Consider the following 20,910-nt stretch of genomic DNA (forward strand, 5'->3'; position numbering starts at 1 on the left):
AAAATGAATCTGTTTTCATATGATATAAATGAAAAATTTAAAAAAAGTGTTGCTTATTTTTCTATGGAGTTTGCAGTTGATCAGTCGCTAAAAATCTACTCGGGAGGACTTGGTTTTTTAGCAGGTTCACATATGAGAAGTGTTTACGACTTAAAGCAAAATGTTGTTGGAGTAGGGCTTTTATGGAGTTTTGGCTACTATGACCAACTTCGTAATGAAGATAGAACCCTCAAGCCTCACTACACAAGAAAATTTTACTATTTTTTAGAAGAACTCGATGTAAAAGTGAGCGTAAAGGTCGACAATAAAGATGTAATGATAAAGGGTTTTTTGCTTCGCTGCGATGTTTTTGGTACCGCTCCTATAATTTTGCTCTCTACCGATATTTATGAAAATGATTACCTCTCTAGAACTATTACACACAAACTTTATGATGCAAACGAGAAAACAAGAGTGGCGCAAGAGATTGTTTTGGGTATTGGAGGCGCAAAAATGCTTGAGGCGATTAATCATAAAGTAGATATTTATCATATGAATGAGGGACATGCCCTCCCGCTTATTTATGAGCTTTATAATAGATTTGGTGATATAGAAACGGTAAAAAAACATGTTGTATTTACAACCCATACGCCCGAAACCGCGGGTAATGAGGTTCACAATATAAACTTTTTATATGAGATGGGATTTTTCAACGGTTTGGATCTCAATACAGCCAGAAATATAAGCGGTTGCAAAAAGAGCGATAATTTTAGTCTTACTATAGGCGCTCTTAAGGGTGCTAAGATAGCAAACGGTGTTTCAAAAATACATGGTATTGTTGCAAATGAGATGTGGAGGGATGTTGAGGATCGATGTGAAATCATCTCTATAACCAATGCGCAAAATAAAAAGTACTGGACAGATAAAACGCTTATTCGCGCACTAGATGAACACGAAGATTATGAGCTGCTTGCCCGAAAAAAACACTTAAAAAAAGTGCTTTTTGATACGGTAGCGGATCAAACGGGAAAAATGTTTGATCCTGAAGTTTTGACAATTGTCTGGGCAAGAAGATTTGCAGAATATAAAAGACCGGGATTGCTTAAATATGACTATGAGAGATTTGTAAAACTTATGACAAATACACAAAGACCTATTCAGGTTATTTGGGCAGGAAAACCTTATCCCACTGATACCGGAGCTATTGATATATTTAATGAACTGGTCCATATAAGCCATAAATTTAAAAATATGGCAGTTTTAGTCGGTTATGAACTTACTCTCTCAAAACTTTTAAAACAGGGAAGTGATGTTTGGCTCAATACACCAAGAATTACTCGTGAAGCAAGCGGAACAAGCGGAATGACTGCAAGTATGAACGGCTCCATTCATTTTTCCATTCATGACGGCTGGCACCCAGAGTTTGCAAAAGATGGTAAAAATGCTTTTACAATTACTCCGATTGATTATGAATTGCCATTTTTTGAACAAGACAGACTTGATAATAAAAATATGATGGATATTTTAGAAAACAGCATTATTCCTATTTATTATGACAACCCTCATGAGTGGGTAAATATTATGAAGAGTGCTATGAGCGATATAGAAATCGAGTTTGATTCTGCTCGCATGGCGACAGAATATTATGAAAAAATGTTTAATTTGTAGTAGAGAAATTTTATAAAATCAATAGAGAGGTAGTTATGAAAGCAGTAGTAATGGCAGGTGGATTTGGAACAAGAATCCAACCTTTAACACATTCAAGACCAAAACCGATGTTGCCTATAGTCAATAGACCTATGATGGAACACACTATGATAATGCTAAGAGATCTTGGGATTTCAGAGTTTATTGTTCTGCTCTATTTTAAACCTGAAATTATTCAAAACTATTTTGGCGACGGAAGTGAGTTTGGAATCAAAATAACCTATGTCGTTCCTGATGATGACTATGGAACAGCGGGGGCTGTAAAACTGGCCGAGGAGTATATCGGAGATGAGAATTTTATCGTTATAAGCGGTGATTTGGTTACTGATTTTAATTTTGAAAAAATATTTGAGTTTCATAAGCAAAGAAAAGCAAAACTCTCCATAGGGCTCACTTCTGTTGAAAACCCGCTTCAATTTGGTGTAGTTATAGCAAATGAAGATAATGTCATAGAGAAATTTTTAGAAAAACCAAGCTGGGGCGAAGTTTTTAGCGATACGATAAATACAGGCATCTATGTTATTGAACCTGAGATATTGGAGTATATCCCGCAAGGAGAAAATTTTGACTTTGCAAAAGATCTTTTCCCTTTGCTTATGAAAAAGGGAGTGGATTTGATGGGATATAATCTTGAGGGGTATTGGAGAGATGTAGGAAACCCTGAGAGTTACCGTGAAGTATATGATGATATCTTAAACGAAAGAGTCGCTTTTAAATTTAACGGCATTGTTAAAAAATATGCAGAGGGCATTTTATACAGTGATGAAGAGTACAATCTAAACTCCTCTGTTAAAATTTTAGGGACTGTTGTCCTTGGTAAACATGTAAAGATAAAAGATGATGTAAAACTTAGTAATTCAGTTATCGGTGACAATGTATCCATCGGAAACGGATGCAGTATCTCAAATAGCGTTATTTGGGAAGATGTCAAGATGAAAAAAAATATAAAACTTGATAATGCTGTTATCTGTAATAATAATTCAATTGATAAAAATGTAACCGCAAAAGCCGGACTTATTCTCTCAGAAGGGTGTGAAGTCGGAGAACTTGCCTCCTTTGAACATGATGTAATTATTTGGCCCAATAAAAAGATTGAAGCTGCTTCAATAATAAGTCATAATCTTGTTTTTGGAAGCAGATACAAAAACTCTATCTTTGAAAATGGAACAGTAACAGGCAAAAGCAATGTTGAACTCTCCTGCGAGATGGCTACGAAATTGGCAGAAGCATTTGCAGCGCAGCTTCCTGTAGGAGCAAAAGTAGCAGTTGGAAGAGACCATGATAAAAGTTCAAGAATGTTAAAAAGAGCATTTTTGGGAGGACTTTTATCTGCCGGAATTAATGTACTGGATCTAAGAAGCATAGCACCGTCTATTTTAAGATATACTATTGCGAAAAATCCTGATTTAGTTGGCGGAGCACACTTTAAACAGGATGTTTTTCACTCTGCAAATTCTCAAATTACACTCTTTAACGAAGAAGCTATCCGCATAGATCAAAACAGCGCAAAAAGCATTGAAAAAACATTTTTTACAGAAAAATTTCGAAGGGTGGATTTTTTACGCATTGGAGAGATTGAAGAGACAATGTACTTTAAAGAGTGTTATAGTTATAAAGCTGCCATTAAGAGCAAAATAGATCAAACCATAATAAAATCCAATAGATTTAAGGTTGTTCTTGATTTGATGCATGGGTCAACGGGTGATGTTTTTTCAATAATCTTAAATGAAATTGGTGTAGAAAATATAGTGCTAAATGCTAATTATGATGAGCAAAAGTTGTCTAATTTCAATGCACTTAAAAAACGCTCTGAGGAGAATCTCTCAAAAATAGTATCAAGTCTTGGTTGTGATATCGGGATTATGATCTATCCAAATGCACAGCGCATCTATCTCGTGACTGACGAAGGTGAGATTTTAGATATGGTAAAAGGACTTTTAGTAGTTCTCTATTTGCTAAATATGCATGCATCACAGACGAGAAAAAAAGTCATTTTACCGACATGGGCTCCCGACATATTTAAATTTGAAAATCTTGATATTCAAAGAGGAAAATATTCTGATTTTAAAGCCCAAAAACTTAGAGAGTACTCATTAATAGCAACAGTTGACGGCAATTTCGCTTTTACCGAGTTTGGCGTATTCAGAGATGCCATATATGCAAGTTTAAAGATTATGGAGATGCTTAGTTTTAGTCAATATAAACTCTCTGAAATATCTAGAAAAATTGATGATTTTTGCTATATGCAAGAAAAGATTGAGTGTTCGCAAGCCCTAAAAGGCAAAATGATGCGAAAGTTTTTAGAAGATACCAAAGGTAAAAGATCATCATCTGAAGATGGTGTAAAAATTTGGGAAAATGAGACCGACTGGATACTGATGATTCCTGATCAGTACAGCGATCATCTCAATTTCTATATACAAGCAAGCACTAAAGAGGGAGCAGAGGCGCTGCTAAAGAGCTATACGCAAAAAATTGAAATATGGTCAAAAGAGAAGTAGTATGAATTTAGCTTTTATATGGCATATGCATCAGCCTGATTATAGAGATGAATCTGGTGTGATGCAGATGCCTTGGGTATTTTTGCATGCCATAAAAGATTATTACGATATGCCATGGATGATCTCAAGACATAGCGGTTTAAAAGCCACTTTCAATATAACTCCCTCTCTTATTTTGCAGTTGAAGCTCTACTATGAAAATCCGCAAAAGAGTGATAAGTTTTTGAATCTCTGGCTGCAAGATCAGAGCTCTTTAGATATGCAAAATTACAAATGGATGATAAAGATTTGTAAAAGCGTTCCCTATGAAACTATGGCCGCTTCTATAGAATCATATAGCAGACTTTATAAAAAAGAGAGTTATGAAGATGGTGAGTTTTTTGATTTGCAGGTTCTTTTTATACTCTCATGGTGCGGTGTTTATTTAAGAACAAACAGCAAAGTGGTAAAAGATCTTCTTGCAAAACAGAGAGGTTATACCTATGAAGACAAACTCTCTTTGCTTGAAGAGTTGAGAGAGTTTATATCGGGAATTTTTGATTATTATATTGAATTAAAAAAGAGAGATACTCTATCTCTTTGCACAACTCCGCTAAATCATCCTATCTTGCCTCTTTTGCTTGATGTGCAAAGCGCTATAGCTGCAAATCCTTCAACAAATACTCCAGAGTACAGTATCTCTTTAAAAGAGGATGCCGTTTTGCATATTCAAAAAGCCAAAGATCTTTTTGTAAAGACTTTTGGATTTTTACCCGATGGTTTTTGGCCCGCCGAGGGTGCAGTGGATGAGAAGAGCGCAGCGCTGCTCTATGATTACGGGGCAGAGTGGATTGCAACGGATGAAGATATTCTTTTTCGTTCTATTAGTTCAAAAAAGAGAGCAGCTCTTTACACTCCTTATGATTGCAATGGTATGTGCATCTGTTTCAGGGACCATCAGCTTAGTGATTTAATAGGTTTTACCTATAGGTTTTGGGAGGCAAAAATAGCCGTAAAAGATTTTATCTCTTCTCTGCTTTTGATAGATAAAACAGACAAGAGCGCTACTGCTTTTGTTATTTTAGATGGTGAAAATGCATGGGAATTTTATGAAAACAACGCTTTTTATTTTTTTGATGAGTTGTATAAAAGTATAAACAGTACTGCATGGTTAAATACTCTGCATATAGAAGATATAAAGAAACTTCCAAGAAAAAAATTGAATAAACTGGCAGCCGGAAGCTGGATAGGCGGTAAACTTGACACATGGATTGGCCAGAGAGAAAAAAATCGTGCATGGGAGCTTATCTTTATAACAAAAAGAGATTATGAGCACCATAAAGAGTCTTTTGATGATGCGCTAAATGCCAAAATAACTGAGCATTTTTTAGCCGCAGAATCTTCTGACTGGTTTTGGTGGTACGGAGATGACCACTATACGGAATTTGGTCTTGAATATGATGCGCTTTTTAGATCCCATCTTATCTGCATATACAACCTTATGCAAATAGAGCCTCCTTTTGATTTTTTTGAGCCCATCATTCAAAAAAGAAGTTCCAAAGATTTTTGGATCTATCCGCAATCGCATATATCTCCTCACATCAACGGAAAAAACGACTCCTTTTTTGACTGGATAGGGTGCGGCGTCGTTTATGAAAGCAAATTTTATGCAACTATGGACAGAAAAAGAGGACCCATTAAAAAGATGCTTTATGGACAGGATTTTGAAAATATCTATTTTGCTTTTGAAGCAGATATGGATGAAATTAAAAATTTTGATTTTACGCTTCGTACAATCATCGATCCAATCGGTTTTGATGAAGAGGTATCATTTGATTTTGAGGGTAAAAAAGAGTATAAAAGCAAAAAGAGCACCATAGCGTATGAAGTTGCATATGAAGATTGGGTAGAGATCAAGATAGCTAAAAATGCTATCAAAAAGCAAAAACTCTATTTTCGTTTTGAATTATCAAAAGATGATATGGTTATACAGGTTTTACCCGGTTTTGGAATGCTTGAAATTGATACACAGAGTGATTTTAGCGATAGATGGTTTGTTTAGGAGAGTGGCTTGAAAAAAATAAATTTGCTTTTTGGCGTACATATGCATCAACCTGTCGATAATTTCAGTGATGCTGTTGATAGATCTGTAGAGCTCTGTTACGCTCCTTTTTTTGAGACTATGAGAAAGTATCCGGAGTTTAAGTTTGCGCTTCACTCAAGCGGATGGCTCTTAAGTGAGATAAAAACAAAATATCCAAAACTCTTCTCAAACATAGAGTATTTAACAAACAAAGGCTCTATCGAGTGGGTCGGAGGCGGATATTATGAGCCTGTTTTAAGCTCCATCTCTTCCAAAGATGCAAAAGCACAGATAGAGAAACTCAACCTCTATCTGCAAAAAAATCTCAAAGCAACCCCCAAGGGATCTTGGCTTACAGAGAGGGTGTGGGAGGCCTCCGTCATAGAGGATTTAAAAGCGTGTGGCCTAGAGTATGTCGTCGTGGATGATTACCATTTTTTAAGCAACGGTTTTGATGCAAATGCAATGGACGGATATTATGAGAGCGAAAAGGGGGGAGAGAAGATAGCACTCTTTCCCATCTCATCCTCTCTTCGCTACGCACTTCCATTTTTTAACATAGAGCGCGCAATAGAGGAGATTCTAAAGTGTGCGCAAAATAAAAACAGTGCAGCTGTTATTTTTGATGATATGGAAAAGTTTGGACTCTGGCCAAAAACACATGAGTGGGTTTATGAGAAGAAGTGGCTTGAGAGATTTGTTAAGGCTGTTGTAAAAGATGAGAGAATTGCCACCATGCACTACAAAGAGTATCTTCAAACACATCACTCAAAGGGATTAGCATATTTAAGCAATACATCGTACTTTGAGATGGGTGAGTGGAGTTTGGGCGCCGTGCAAGCGCAAGCTCTTGAGAGACTTAAACAAAGGATTGGGGAAAAATATTTTCAAAGTACTGGAGTGGCGTTTATCAAAGGCGGTATTTGGAAAAACTTTTTTCTCAAATACCATGAGTCCAACCATATTCATAAAAGAATGCTGCGGCACTCATTGCATCAAGAGAGACTGAAGAAAAATATTTTGGACTCTCTTTATAAGCTTCAAACAAATGATGTTTTTTGGCATGGTCTCTTTGGCGGAATCTACCTTCCCAATTTACGCGATAATGCCTATAAATATCTCTTAGAGATTGAAGCTTCGCTTGCTACAAAAAAAATCAAAATGGTTTTTGAAGATATCGATATGGACGGATACAAAGAGTTAAAGGTTTTAACCAAAGATTTAAGTCTTGTTTTTTCATCAAAGTATGGCGGCTCTCTTGTAGAATTTGGTTCGCTAGAGAAGCTTTTTAATTGGCAAAACACTCTTATGCGCCGTTATGAAGCATATCATGAAAAAATTTTAAATCCTCCTAAAAACAATCATATTGAAAAGAAAAATAGTGATACAATAGCAACAATACATAATGCTGATGTGGTTGTCGATGCCGCCTTAAAAGATAAGTTAATCTACGACTGGCATCCAAAATATTCGTTTGTGGATCATTTCTCAAGAGATGAGTTTCTGCTTGATAGTTTTAAAAGAGCAAACTTTAAAGAGGTCGGTGATTTTGCAAACCAACCTTTTGAATTTGATGAAGCAGAGAGTATATTTAAAAGAGATGGCGGCATATTTTTAGATAAAAAATATGAAACATCTCTTGTTAAAAAATATAGTTTTGCTTCTAAAAAAATTGCTCTTAAGTTCAATATTGCGACCCAATTTACGCATAAGCTTTATTATGGCATGGAGTTTAATTTTCACTTTGCACACCCGCATAAAGTTTCTATTAACGCCCATAGTGTAGAGGAGGGGATTATTTTAACGGAGGTAGAGAACATAGTGCTAAAAGATGACTACACGCAAAAAAATCTCAAAATCACAACAGATAAAAAATGTACTCTTTATGCGTACATAGCAGATACGATCTCGCAGAGCGAGGAGGGTTTTGAACTTATAGCACAGCAGGTATCCCTGCTTATTTATACACCGTTTTCAAATTCGTTGGATCTAAATATATCACTGGAGGTTTGTGATGTCTGAAATAAGAAGAGACCGTTTTTATAACAGGTATGTATTGATAGCTCCGGAGAGACTTCACAGACCTGATCTGCATGTAAATAGCAACACACATAAAATCCCAAAGAGCAGATGCCCTTTTTGTGAGGGGAATGAGTCTTTGACTCCTAAAGAGATTTTTGCCCTAAGAGACAATAGTGCGGACTTTGTCGGCTGGAAAACAAGAGTGATCCCAAATTTTTATAAAGCTGTTCAAATTGAACTTGAAGATATTTCGCAAAGAGACGGAATGTTTGAGCATATCCCCGGAGTAGGTGCGCATGAGATACTTATCGACTCTGTGTGCCATGAGTGTACAATGCAAAAGCTTGAAGTTGCTAGCATTGAGAATTGGCTGCGAACTATTATCATTAGAATAGAGGATCTCAAAAAAGATAAAAGACTCATCTATCTTAGCATTTTTAAAAATCACGGATCTAGCGCGGGAGCCACACAAGAACATCCGCATACACAGATACTAGCACTTCCCATAACTCCGCAAAACGAACAGAGCTTTTTAAAGCACAACATGAGATACTACAGAAGACATGGCAGGGGAAAAATTGAAGATATGCTCTATAATGAACTTTTGGCGCAAGAGAGGGTCCTTTACGACAAGGGGAGTTTTGGGGCGTTTTGCCCTTATGCGAGCGCGTACCCTTTTGAGGTGATAATAGCGCCTAAGAAAAATATCGCAAGCCTTGAGTATTGTTCAAGGGATGATCTCTCATCACTTGCTGATTGCATAAAAGTTGTATTTAGCAAACTGCATACACAACTTGGTGATTTTGATTATAATCTCTACTTTAATATCCCGCCTATAAATCCAAATTTTGAAAATGAGAGTTATATGTCTTGTCTTAATAAAAACTATCGCTTTAGTATAAGAATAACCCCTAGAATCTACTCTTTAGGCGGATTTGAAATATCTACCAACATGGCGATAAATCCAGTCTCTCCAGAAGAGTGTGCCGCACTTTTGAATTCAAAGGATGCAAAATGAGAGTGCTTTTTTGCGCAAGTGAAATATTTGGACATGCAAAAAGCGGCGGTTTGGCTGATGTGGCATACTCTCTTGTGCAAGTTTTGAGCAAATATACAGACATAGTGAGCGTTATGCCTTTTTACACTTTTATGGATAAAAAAGCTTATCAAAAATCAGCAATAAACTTTAGTGTGGAACTTGGCGGCGCAGAGTATGAAATAGAACTTTATGAATCTCTGGATAGAGGAGTAAAGAGCTATTTTGTGCATTGTGCTCTTTTGAGCTCTATAAAAGAGATGTACGGCGATGAGAGCGGCGAATATGCAAACAATGATATTCGTTTTGCCATCTTTAGTGCCGCAGTTGTAAAGCTCGCAACTATTTTAAAGATAGAGCTTATTCATGCAAATGACTGGCATAGCGCACTTGTGCCTCTTTTTGTCAAAAGAGCAGATCTTGGTATAAAGACAATCTTTACCATTCATAATCTCGCTTATCAAGGAGTTTTTGAAAAAAATTCGCTCTCTCGCATAGGCATAGAGGAGAAATACTTTACTATGGAGGCTTTGGAGTTTTATGGAAAAGTAAATTTTTTAAAAGCCGGAATTATTTTTAGCGATATGATAACTACGGTAAGCCCCACATATGCCAAAGAGATACTGACAAAAGAGTTTGGCTGCGGTCTTGAGGGACTTTTAATGGCAAACAGGCATAAACTTACGGGCATCATGAACGGTATCGATACCGATGTTTTTGATCCGCAAAATGATAAAGCTCTTTGGTATCCTTTTGGTGCTGATAGTTTGAAAAATAAGTATAAAAATAAAAAAGAGTTTCAAAAAGAGATTGCTCTAAGGGATGTTAAAAAGCCTCTTTTTATTATGATTAGCCGTATGGTACATCAAAAAGGATTTGACCTTCTCTTAGAATCACTCCATGATTTTTTAAAAGAGGATATCAACTTTGTACTTTTGGCAAATGGAGAGGAGAGTTATAAAAAAAGAGTTCAATCTTATGAGGCTGAGTATAAAAACTTTAAATTTTTATCAGGCTACAAAGAGGAGCTCTCTCATCAAATCTATGCGGCAGGAGATTTTTTGCTTATGCCCTCTCTCTATGAGCCTTGCGGACTAAATCAGATGATAGCCGTACGATACGGAACCATTCCTATTGTTCATAAAGTAGGCGGTTTGGCAGACAGTGTGCATGAAAAAAAGATGCAATGCGCGAGAGGATTTCTCTTTTCAAAACCAACTAAAAAAGCGCTGCTGATGGCCATAAAAAGAGCACTAAGACTTAAAAAAGAGAGTAAAAAGTTTAATGATATGATATCATTTAATATGAATTGTGATTTCTCATTTGAAAAGAGTGCTTTGCTCTATTATAAGCTCTATAAAAAGGTGCTTTAATGAATCTCGCAATTGACGCCGGCGGAACAAATTTAAGAGCAGAGATTTGGAGTAAAGATAAGTTTGTTGACGATGCAGAAGCAAAAAGCGGTGAGATAGGTCTTTGCGCTTGGATAGAGATGCTGCTAGCAAAATATAAAGATGTAAAAACTATTGGCATCTCCTATGCGGGACAGGTAGAAAATGGTAAAATAGTATCTTCACCAAATATTTTAGTTGATGAGCATGAGCTTAAAAAGAGAATTGAATCAAAATACTCTGTTTTGCTTCAAATAGAAAATGATCTTAGTTGCGCAGCTCTGGCGGAGGCAATAGAGTTTGAGTCTCAAAATATTTGCGCTCTCTATATTGGAACAGGTCTTGGCGTTGGGATTGTTGAGAGAGGGCGCCTTGTTCGTGGTTTTAAAAATGTAGCTGCAGAGCTAGGTCATATCCCACATCAAAGAGCCCCTTTTAGATGCGGTTGCGGCAGAGACAACTGTCTGGAGCTTTATGCTTCGGGTTCTGGTTTGGCAAAGTGGATAGAGTATAAAAAACTTTCATGCAGCGTTTCACTCAAAGAGTTAGCAGAAGCACAGGAGTATGAAATAGTAGAGATGTTTTATGATGCGCTTTTAAAGGCAGCTGGAACAACACTAACACTATTTAATCCGCAGGTTTTAGTTTTAGGCGGCGGTATAATAGAGGCAAATCCTCATTTAGAGGAGTTTATATTGAAAAACATCAAAAATTATGCGCTTTCAAACTCTCTTGAGGGAGTGAAAATTTGTAAAAGCAGACTTAAAAATGCTCCGCTTCTAGGCGCACTTTTATTAAAGGATTTAAATGATTAAAAAAAATCTCAATATTTTATTTGTGGCTTCAGAAGTTGCACCTTTTGCCAAAACCGGCGGTTTGGCTGATGTTGCGGGAGCACTTCCAAGGGCTTTAAGCGAGATGGGACACAATGTCGTAGTAGTGATGCCGAGGTATTATGCTATAGATAAAACAAAATTAACTCATATTGAAGGTCCTTTGGGTGTCTCCATGGGTTTTATGGGTGAATTGTGGGCGGGTGTATACAGCACAAAACTTCCAAATAGCAATGCCATGATCTACTTTATAGATTATGAGGAGTATTTTGGAAGAGGAGGTTTATATGATCACTATGGCGAAGCCTATATGGATAATGATAACCGCTTTATCTTTTTCTCAAAGTCTGTTTTTGGGCTTTGTAAAATGATAGATTTTAAGCCTGATGTTATCCATGCAAATGATTGGCACACGGCAGCCATACCGCTTTTGGCTCAAACAAGATTTGCAGATGATTTTGGTGATGCTGCAACCGTTTTAACGCTTCATAACCTTGAACATCAAGGAAATGTTTATAAGGGTGCCATGGATATTTTAGAATCCGGATGGGAACATTTTCATCCTGAGGCTTATGAGAGTATGGATCGCATAAACCTCTTAAAAGGCGGTATTGCATATGCCGATGCCATAACGACGGTATCGAGAAAGTATGCCCATGAGATACAAACAAGCGAGTTCGGGTTTGGTTTGGAGAGTCATATAAGAGCGCATGCAGATAAGCTTTTTGGAATTTTAAACGGAGTGGATTATGATGAGTGGAGTCCACAAAAAGATGATAAAATAGCTTCAAAATATAGTGTTAAAAATATGAAAGGAAAACTTCTTTGTAAAAGAGATATACAAAAGCATTTTCATCTTGAGCAAAGAGACGATGTTGCGCTTATAGGTTTTGTCGGCAGATTTGCAAAACAAAAAGGCATAGAGCTTATTGCCGAAATAATCGAAGGAGTCTTAAAGCAGGATTTGCAGATAGTGATGCTTGGAACCGGAGAGAAGTGGGCAGAGGGATTTTTTAGCCATATTGCTTCAAAATATAGCGGCAGGTTTGGGCTTCATGTAGGCTACAGTGATGTTTTGGCACATAAAATAGAAGCGGGATGCGACCTCTTTTTGATGCCTTCACTTTTTGAGCCGTGTGGACTTAATCAAATCTATTCGCTTGCATACGGAACTCTTCCCATTGTTCGAAAAACAGGCGGACTTGATGATACGATAGAAAATTTTGATGAAGCAGCAGGAAGCGGAGTCGGATTTAAGTTTGAATATGCCAGCGCACACGCACTTTATCATACCATTATGTGGGGGGTTGGAGTTTATTACAATAATCCAAAAGCATTTCAAGAGATGCAAAAAAGAGCAATGTGCATGCATTTTGGATGGGATGACGCTGCAAAATCCTACGATGATGTTTACAGATATGCAATACACAAAAAGAGAGTTTCAAAACTCCAATAAGGCTATAAAATGAGTGTTTTTTACGATGTAAGCAGGTTTAGCGAATATGATGTTTATCTCTTTAGGGAGGGAAAGCATACAAAACTTTATAACCACTTTGGAGCACATTTAATGCATAGAGAGGGCAATCACGGCACCTATTTTGCGCTTTGGGCTCCAAATGCAGAGGCTGTCTCTGTAAGAGGCGATTTTAACAACTATGATCCAAATTCACATCATCTTAAAAAAAGAGATGATGATTCTGGAATTTGGGAGGGGTTTATCGAGGGTGTGGAAGCAGGTATAACCTACAAATATCACATCTATACAAAAGAGCATAATCCAAATCCGCTCAAGGCTGACCCTTTTGCGTTTTATGCCGAAAAAGCTCCCGCCTCGGCATCAAAGATCTGGTCACTCAACTTCTATAAATGGAGAGATAAATCATGGATGCACTCGCGTAAAAAACACAACTCCCACCATGCGCCAATATCCGTTTATGAAGTTCACTTAGGCTCATGGAAAAAGGCAGAAGATGGTTCATTTTTAACATATACCCAAGCTGCACATAAACTCTCAAAATACCTGCTTGAGATGCAATTTACACATGTAGAACTGCTTCCCATAACCGAATATCCGTTTGAGGGCTCTTGGGGATATCAGGTCAATGGATATTTTGCTCCGACTGCAAGATATGGCAATCCCGATGAACTTATGGAGTTTGTCGATATTATGCATCAAGCTGGCATCGGTGTGATTTTGGACTGGGTGCCTTCTCATTTTGTGATGGACGGGCATGGACTTATGAATTTTGACGGAACTTGTTTGTACGAGCACAAAGATCCGCGCAAAGGATATCATCCGCAGTGGGGAAGCGCGATATTTAATTATGACAAAGATGAAGTAAGATCCTTTCTTATAAGCTCGGCGATGTTCTGGTTAGAGAAGTATCACATAGACGGCATTCGTGTTGATGCGGTCTCTTCGATGTTATATCTTGATTATGCAAGAGAAGAGGGTGATTGGATACCAAATGAGTTTGGCGGAAATGAAAATCTCGGTGCCATTAAATTTTTAAAAGATCTTAACACTTTTGTTTACGGTGCTTTTGATGATATTATGATGTTCGCTGAAGAGTCAACTGCTTATCCTATGGTAAGTGCCCCTGTGGATCTTGGCGGTCTTGGTTTTGGATTTAAATGGAATATGGGCTGGATGCATGACACTCTTAAATATATGAAAAATGATCCGGTTGTTCGTAAGCACCATCATCATGAACTTACATTCAGCTTTGTTTATATGTACAATGAGAACTACATACTGCCGCTTAGCCACGATGAAGTTGTGCATATGAAAGGCTCACTTATCAATAAAATGGCGGGAGACTACAACCAAAAATTTGCAAATTTAAGAGCACTTTATGCTTTTATGACTGCTCATCCGGGTAAAAAACTACTCTTTATGGGGTGTGAAATAGCACAATTTTCGGAGTGGAATTACAAACAGAGTCTTGATTGGAATGTTTTGGAGTATCCAAATCACAGAGGGGTGCAAAATCTCGTCAAAGAGCTAAACAGACTCTACAAAGAGGAGCCCTCTCTTCATAAGTTTGATACAGACAGTCATGGCTTTGAGTGGATAGATGAAAGGGATTATGAATCAAATGTTATCTCTTTTATCCGAAAAGGTGATAAAAAGGATGAACCAATTATTGTTGTTTGTAATTTTTCCGACTGTTTAAGGGAAAACTATCCCATAGGTGTCCCAAAAAGAGGAGTCTATACAGAGATTTTCAACTCTCAGTCAAAAGAGTTTGAAGGTTGGGGGGCAACAAATACGAAGCCGCTAAAAACCGAAGCAAAAGAGCATCATGGACGAACAAACAGACTTCTTATCACACTTCCGGCTTTAGGCGTTGTTTTTTTAAAAAAAACAGATAAATAGCTTATAAAGAGAACTGCCGGTTGCGGTTGTTTTTTTAAAAATCAGTTTGCATTATTTCATATAATTTTTGCGGACTGACACTATTTGCTTTTGCGATATCCGTAAGCTTTTCATTACTGTTTTCAAACTTGATATTATTTGTTTTAAGTGCATTTAGAGAATTTTTTTCATTTAACTGATTTTTTCTTATAAATGTTTTTAATGAAGAGAGTTCAGCTCTACCGTATGGCGGCTCTCCATAAATATTTTTCCAGTATTCTTTTGCTACTTCTTTTAGTTCTAAAAAATTATCAAATGGAGTTGTAGAGGTAAGCGTTCCTACTAAAAAAACAATAGTCAAAAGAGTTGCAACTACCATCTCTTTTGTAAAAACAATCAACTCCCTTGCGCTATTTTTTAAATAACTTACTATAGGTTTTAAGTTGTAATAAATATGTAAAATTGTCGCTAGAACAAAAAGTATCATAAAAGTTGAGTGAACTTCCCCAGCTTCTGTTTTCGTAAGTCCTAAAAAACTCCAGTCAATCCAGCGAGCAACTCTACCTTCTGGCGCTATAAATAGAATGATACCAGTATAACTCATAATCAACATTGTTAAAAGCATAGTCAAAGATGTGATTTTTTTTAAATTCATAAATACCCCTTATGCTTTTAATAAATAAAGCTGTTAAAATTATAACATCTGTTAGCACTAAAGAGAGATAAAATAAAAAAAAATAAAAATTTAAACTTTTAGAGATATTTTTTGGTACAATTAATCAAGTATCGATTAAAAAAGTGTGAAATTGTTAATAGTATTAGAGAGTTATTTTTCGGAGGCTATAAAATGAAAGAACATAAAATTGAAAAAAATAAAACAGATTTTTTAATTTCACCTAATTTAACAGATTATGAAAAAGAGTATAAATTTTTTGAGTGGGATAGAGTTGCTTTAGAATTTGAAGGATTGCCTTCAGGTGGATTAAATATTGCTCATGAAGCAATTGACCGTCATGCAAATGGTTTGCTGGCTCAAAAAAGTGCATTGATATGGTTGGGAGAAGATGGGCAAAGGCGTAAATTCACTTTTGCACAGATGAAAGAACAAAGCGCAAAGTTTGCCAATGTTTTAAAAAGCTTGGGCATCGCAAAAGGCGATCGTGTTTTTACACTTTCAACTCGTCTTCCAGAGTTATATATCGCTTCTATAGGGATACTTAAAAACCAAAGCGTTATGTGTCCTCTCTTTTCCCAGTTTGGACCAGAACCCATACTTCAAAGACTTCAAAGAGGCGATGCAAAAGCACTGCTTACAACAAAAACACTTTTTAAAAAGAAAGTACTTCCTCTCTTAAAAGAACTTCCTGATCTTAAAACAGTCATATTAATAGATGCAGATATAGATGAGAACGAACAGGTGCGTTCGTGGAATCGTTTGATGGATGAAGCTGATGATATGTTCGAAATCGCACACACTAATCCGGAAGATATGTCGCTTCTGCACTTCACAAGCGGTACTACGGGAATGCCAAAAGGGGTAGTGCATGTACATAAAGCCATATACAATCACTACATAAGCGGTAAATATGTACTTGACCTGCATAAAGACGATATCTATTGGTGTACAGCGGACCCCGGATGGGTTACAGGAACCTCATACGGAATTATTACTCCATGGCTTCATGGTGTGACAAATGTTGTTGATGAAGGGGAATTTGATGCAAAACGATGGTACTCAATTTTGCAAAATGAGAAAGTAAGCGTCTGGTATACTGCTCCAACAGCCATAAGACGCCTAATGCGTCTTGATATGGAGCCATTAAAAGAGTATGACATCTCTGCTTTAAGATTGATTCAAAGTGTCGGCGAGCCTTTAAATCCAGAAGCTGTTATTTGGGGCAAAGAGAAACTTAAACTTCCCATCCATGACAATTGGTGGCAGACAGAGACGGGCGCAATAATGATTGCAAACTATATCTCTGAGCCTATCTATGCAGGCTCTATGGGGCGTCCGCTTCCGGGAATCAAAGCAGCCATAGTGCATGTAGATGATAAAGGGGAAGCTAGTGAAGTTACTGAGCCAAACAAAGAGGGAGAGTTGGCACTAAAACCGGGCTGGCCCTCTATGTTTCGCTCTTATCTGCATAATGAGGAGCGTTATGCGAAATCTTTTGTCGGAGGATGGTACCTCTCTGGGGACTTGGCATATAGGGATGAAAAGGGCTATTTTTGGTTTGTGGGGCGCTCTGATGACATCATAAAAACCTCTGGACACATGGTTGGACCTTTTGAGGTTGAAAGCGCTTTAATGGAGCATCCAAGCGTTGCCGAAGCGGGAGTTATCGGAAAACCTGACCCAATGATAGGGCAGATAGTCAAGGCTTTTGTGTCGCTTAAAGCGGGGTATGAGCCTAGCGAAGAGTTAAAACGAGAACTAATAGGTTTTGGGCGCAAAAAACTTGGAGCGGCAGTAGCGCCAAAAGAGATTGAGTTTCAGCAAAATCTTCCAAAAACAAGAAGCGGAAAAATAATGCGCCGGTTACTAAAAGCTCGTGAAATGGGCTTGCCTGAGGGTGATACATCTACTTTAGAGGATTAGAGTTATGGAAAATAAAATGCAAATTTATAAAAAATACTATACGCAGATGCTTTTAATACGAAGATTTGAAGAGAAGTGTGTAGAGTTGTACAGTAGTGAAAAAATTCGTGGATTTTTACATCTTTATATCGGCGAAGAAGCTGTAGCAGTCGGTGTTATGGATGCGCTTACTCCTGATGATAATATATTTGCTACTTATCGTGAACATGGACATGCGTTGGTGCGCGGTGTATCACCAAATGCAATTATGGCTGAAATGTTTGGAAAAGTTGAAGGGTGTTCTCGCGGACGCGGTGGTTCTATGCATCTTTTTGATGCTGCAACTCGTTTTTACGGAGGAAGCGCAATTGTAGGCGGCGGACTTCCTCTTGCAGTAGGTATGGCTCTTGCAGATAAGATGAAAAAAGAGGATCGTGTGAGTGTTTGCTTTTTTGGCGATGGTGCCGTAGCTGAGGGAGAATTCCATGAATCTCTTAATTTGGCGGCTTTGTGGAATCTGCCGATACTTTTTGTTTGTGAAAACAATCTCTACGGAATGGGTACAGAGCTTAAAATGAGTGAATCTGAGACGAATCTTGCAAAAAAAGCCTCTTGCTATAAGATTGAGTCGTTGCAAGTCGACGGCATGAATGTACTTGATATCGCAAAAGCGGCTAAAAATGCAGTTAAAAAAATAAAAAAAGAGGGTGTTCCTGTTTTTCTGGAGTGTCTTACATATCGTTTTCGCGGACACTCCATGTTTGACGCCGAGCTTTACCGCGATAAAAAAGAGGTAGATGAGTGGAAGAAAAAAGATCCTATACTCAATTTTCAAAATGAGCTTAAAAAGATGAAAGCTTTGGAGCAGATAGATATAAAAGATATTGAAAAAGAGGTCTCTTCAATCATAAATGAAGCGGTTGAATTTGCCCAAAACGGCACATTAGAGCCGATTGAAGATTTAGAAAAATTTGTTTACTCAACGGAGGCAGAACAATGAGTGCAATGACTACATATCGCGAAGCTCTAAGAGCTGCAATGCATAAAGCAATGAAAAAAGATAAGAGAGTTTTTTTAATTGGAGAAGATGTCGGCAGATATGGAGGCAGCTTTGCTGTTAGTAAAGGTCTTTTAGAGGAGTTTGGATCTGAGCGAATTATAGACACGCCTCTTTGTGAGTCTGCTTTTACGGGAGCCGGAATCGGCGCTGCACTCGGAGGTATGCGACCTATTGTAGAGATTATGACGGTAAATTTTAGTCTTTTGGCACTTGATCAGATCATGAATAATGCTGCAACTCTGCTTCATATGTCGGGCGGACAGTTCAATGTTCCTCTTGTTATTCGCATGTCGACAGGCGGCGGAAAACAGCTCGCGGCTCAGCACTCTCATTCGCTGGAAGGATGGTACGCGCATATTCCGGGACTTAAAGTTTTAACTCCTGCAACAGCGCAGGATGCATACGATATGATAGGTTTGGCGCTTGATGATCCTGATCCGGTGTTAATTTTTGAAAATTCTCTTTTGTATAATATGAAGGGGGAGTTTAACGCAGAGGTAAAAGCACTAGAGATAGGAAAAGCTTTTACACATCGACAAGGCAAAGATATAAGCATTATTACATACGGTATAAGCCTATTTAAAGCGCTTGAAGCAGCAGAAGTGCTATCAAAGGAAGGAATAGATGTAGAGGTTATAGATTTGCGCTCTTTGCGTCCACTTGATGATGAGACGATTATAAATTCAGTTAAAAAAACACATAGAGTTCTCATAGTGGATGAGGGGTGGAAATCGGGCAGTATCTCTGCTGAAATCATGGCGCGAATAAATGAGCAGGCTTTTTATGAGCTGGATGCTCCGATGGCTCGCGTATGTTCAGAGGAGGTTCCATTTCCATATGCAAATCATCTTGAACAAGCTGCAATGCCGCAGAGCGAGAAGATTGTCGCAGCGGCGCGAAAAGTGATGGAGGAGTTATGAGTACATTTGTTATGCCGAGTTTAGGTGCCGACATGGAGTCGGCAGTACTAATGGAGTGGAAGGTTAAAGAGGGCGAGAGTGTCTCCAAAGGAGATATTATTGCAGAAGTAGAAACAAGCAAAGGAGTCATAGAGATTGAGGTTTTTGAAGATGGCGTTATCGAAAAACTTCTTGTCAAAGAGGAGACGGATTGTGCCGTCGGAACGCCTTTAGCTGTTATTCGAAGTAAAGAGCAGGAGGTCGAAGAAAAAGAGTCTCAGGAGTACAAAATCGACGAATCTCCCCAGAAAGATTTAGAATCAAAAGAGCAAGAGTCGGAAAAGAAAAAAGAGAAAGAAGCAAAAGATTCAGAGTTAAAAGTTTTAGAATCAAAAGAGAAAAAAACAGATGAAGAAGTATCTAAACAGAGGATAAAAATCTCTCCCGCTGCACGAAAAAAGGCAAAAGAGCTTGGAGTTGAACTTTCTGAAGTGCAGGGCGATAAAAAAGAGATTCATTTAAAAGATATAGAGTCCGAAACAGTGCATAAAAAAAGTGAGCATCCTGCTAGCGGGATGAGACAAGCTATTGCAAAAGCCATGAGCCTCTCAAATGCTCAGATACCGCACTACTATCTTAGCAGCTCTATCAATATGTCGCCTGCTTTAAAGTGGCTTGAAGAAGTTAACAGAAACAGAGCAATTCAAGAGCGCATTCTTCCTGCGGCTCTTTTGATTCAAGCCGTTGTATATGCGTTAAAAGAGGTGCCCGAGCTTAACGGTTTTTGGAGAAATGACGCTTTGGAGATTAGCAAAGAGATAAATCCCGGCATTGCAATAGCGCTTCGCAAGGAAGGTCTGATAACCCCTGCAATTTTAAATGCGCACGAGCTCAATCTTGATGGCACTATGAAATCATTAAGCAATCTAATTGAGCGTACACGCTCTGGCAAACTAAGAAACAGCGAGATTACAGAGCAGACCATTACCATTACAAATCTCGGTGATTTGGGAGCAGAGAGTGTTTTTGGAGTTATCTATCCTCCGCAGGTTGCACTTGTGGGATTTGGACGCATTATGAATGTTCCATGGGCAGAGGGTGATACACTTAGTGTTCGCAAGGTATTGCAAGCAACGATTGCGGGAGACCATCGCGCTACCGATGGGCGTATCGGAGGAAAATTTCTTGATAAACTAAATCAGATTTTACAAACACCACAGGAGTTACTATGAACATGGATGAGATAAAAAAAATTATAATCGAGCAGATTTTAGAGATTGCTCCCGAAATTTCAGAAGATGATATCGATGAGAATAAAAATATTCAGCGCTCATTAGAGATTGATTCATTTGATTTTTTAAAGATACTTACTGCTCTTAATGAGAAGCTGGGAATTGAAGTACCTGAAGCTGACTATTCAAAAGTGGATACATTAAATAATATGGCAGAGTATTTTCTCAAACAGCTCTAAAGATTAACAAGTA

General features: G+C 37.9%; 15 protein-coding genes. 14 read left to right on the plus strand and 1 reads right to left on the minus strand.

The window, feature by feature from the left end; all coding sequences use genetic code 11:
* Positions 1-3 precede the first annotated feature (3 nt).
* From glgP to glgB, 9 genes are read left to right on the plus strand one after another with little or no spacing between them, the layout of a single operon-like run.
* Positions 4-1,647, plus strand: coding sequence for an alpha-glucan family phosphorylase (glgP, locus tag CVO_RS04165; protein WP_159570197.1), 1,644 nt, complete (start codon positions 4-6; stop codon positions 1,645-1,647).
* Positions 1,648-1,682: 35 nt separating this feature from the next.
* Positions 1,683-4,187: a sugar phosphate nucleotidyltransferase gene (locus tag CVO_RS04170; protein ID WP_159570200.1), complete on the plus strand. Its 2,505-nt coding sequence runs from the start codon at positions 1,683-1,685 to the stop codon at positions 4,185-4,187.
* A 1-nt stretch (position 4,188) separates the two neighbouring features.
* Positions 4,189-6,228: a glycoside hydrolase family 57 protein gene (locus tag CVO_RS04175; RefSeq protein WP_159570203.1), complete on the plus strand. Its 2,040-nt coding sequence runs from the start codon at positions 4,189-4,191 to the stop codon at positions 6,226-6,228.
* Between the two features lie 9 nt (positions 6,229-6,237).
* Positions 6,238-8,271, plus strand: a complete 2,034-nt coding sequence (locus CVO_RS04180) for an alpha-amylase/4-alpha-glucanotransferase domain-containing protein (RefSeq protein ID WP_241691010.1) — start codon at positions 6,238-6,240, stop codon at positions 8,269-8,271.
* The gene (locus CVO_RS04185) at positions 8,264-9,289 is read left to right on the plus strand and encodes a galactose-1-phosphate uridylyltransferase (protein ID WP_159570206.1); all 1,026 of its coding nucleotides are present in this window, start codon (positions 8,264-8,266) and stop codon (positions 9,287-9,289) included. Before CVO_RS04180 ends, CVO_RS04185 begins: the two co-directional genes overlap by 8 nt.
* Positions 9,286-10,680: a glycogen synthase gene (locus CVO_RS04190; RefSeq protein WP_159570209.1), complete on the plus strand. Its 1,395-nt coding sequence runs from the start codon at positions 9,286-9,288 to the stop codon at positions 10,678-10,680. Before CVO_RS04185 ends, CVO_RS04190 begins: the two co-directional genes overlap by 4 nt.
* Complete coding sequence (locus tag CVO_RS04195) at positions 10,680-11,513, plus strand: ROK family protein (RefSeq protein WP_159570212.1); 834 nt, start codon at positions 10,680-10,682, stop codon at positions 11,511-11,513. The genes CVO_RS04190 and CVO_RS04195 overlap by 1 nt, the downstream gene beginning before the upstream one ends.
* Positions 11,506-12,987: a glycogen synthase gene (locus tag CVO_RS04200; RefSeq protein ID WP_152299414.1), complete on the plus strand. Its 1,482-nt coding sequence runs from the start codon at positions 11,506-11,508 to the stop codon at positions 12,985-12,987. The genes CVO_RS04195 and CVO_RS04200 overlap by 8 nt, the downstream gene beginning before the upstream one ends.
* Before the next feature lie 9 nt (positions 12,988-12,996).
* A complete protein-coding gene (glgB, locus tag CVO_RS04205) occupies positions 12,997-14,910 on the plus strand; it encodes a 1,4-alpha-glucan branching protein GlgB (RefSeq protein ID WP_159570215.1) in 1,914 nt (637 codons plus the stop codon).
* A gap of 34 nt (positions 14,911-14,944) precedes the next feature.
* On the opposite strand, the gene CVO_RS04210 is transcribed toward glgB, so the two are convergent.
* Positions 14,945-15,544, minus strand: a complete 600-nt coding sequence (locus CVO_RS04210) for a DUF4405 domain-containing protein (RefSeq protein ID WP_152299412.1) — start codon at positions 15,542-15,544, stop codon at positions 14,945-14,947.
* 192 nt (positions 15,545-15,736) lie between these two features.
* On the opposite strand from CVO_RS04210, the gene acsA reads away from it, so the two are divergent.
* The 5 genes from acsA to CVO_RS04235 are packed head-to-tail and all read left to right on the plus strand — an operon-like array spanning position 15,737 to position 20,897.
* Positions 15,737-17,488 (plus strand): acetate--CoA ligase, encoded by a 1,752-nt coding sequence (acsA, locus tag CVO_RS04215; protein ID WP_152299411.1) that lies wholly within the window; start codon positions 15,737-15,739, stop codon positions 17,486-17,488.
* Positions 17,489-17,492: 4 nt separating this feature from the next.
* On the plus strand, positions 17,493-18,467 hold the full coding sequence (gene pdhA / locus CVO_RS04220) for a pyruvate dehydrogenase (acetyl-transferring) E1 component subunit alpha (protein ID WP_159570218.1): 975 nt from the start codon (positions 17,493-17,495) through the stop codon (positions 18,465-18,467).
* Positions 18,464-19,447, plus strand: a complete 984-nt coding sequence (locus CVO_RS04225; protein WP_159570221.1) for an alpha-ketoacid dehydrogenase subunit beta — start codon at positions 18,464-18,466, stop codon at positions 19,445-19,447. The genes pdhA and CVO_RS04225 overlap by 4 nt, the downstream gene beginning before the upstream one ends.
* Positions 19,444-20,658 (plus strand): dihydrolipoamide acetyltransferase family protein, encoded by a 1,215-nt coding sequence (locus tag CVO_RS04230; protein ID WP_159570224.1) that lies wholly within the window; start codon positions 19,444-19,446, stop codon positions 20,656-20,658. The genes CVO_RS04225 and CVO_RS04230 overlap by 4 nt, the downstream gene beginning before the upstream one ends.
* Complete coding sequence (locus CVO_RS04235) at positions 20,655-20,897, plus strand: acyl carrier protein (RefSeq protein ID WP_159570257.1); 243 nt, start codon at positions 20,655-20,657, stop codon at positions 20,895-20,897. The genes CVO_RS04230 and CVO_RS04235 overlap by 4 nt, the downstream gene beginning before the upstream one ends.
* Positions 20,898-20,910 lie beyond the last annotated feature (13 nt).

The sequence above is a fragment of the Sulfurimonas sp. CVO genome (assembly GCF_009883775.1).
In the GTDB taxonomy this organism is placed as follows: Bacteria; Campylobacterota; Campylobacteria; order Campylobacterales; family Sulfurimonadaceae; genus Sulfurimonas; species Sulfurimonas xiamenensis.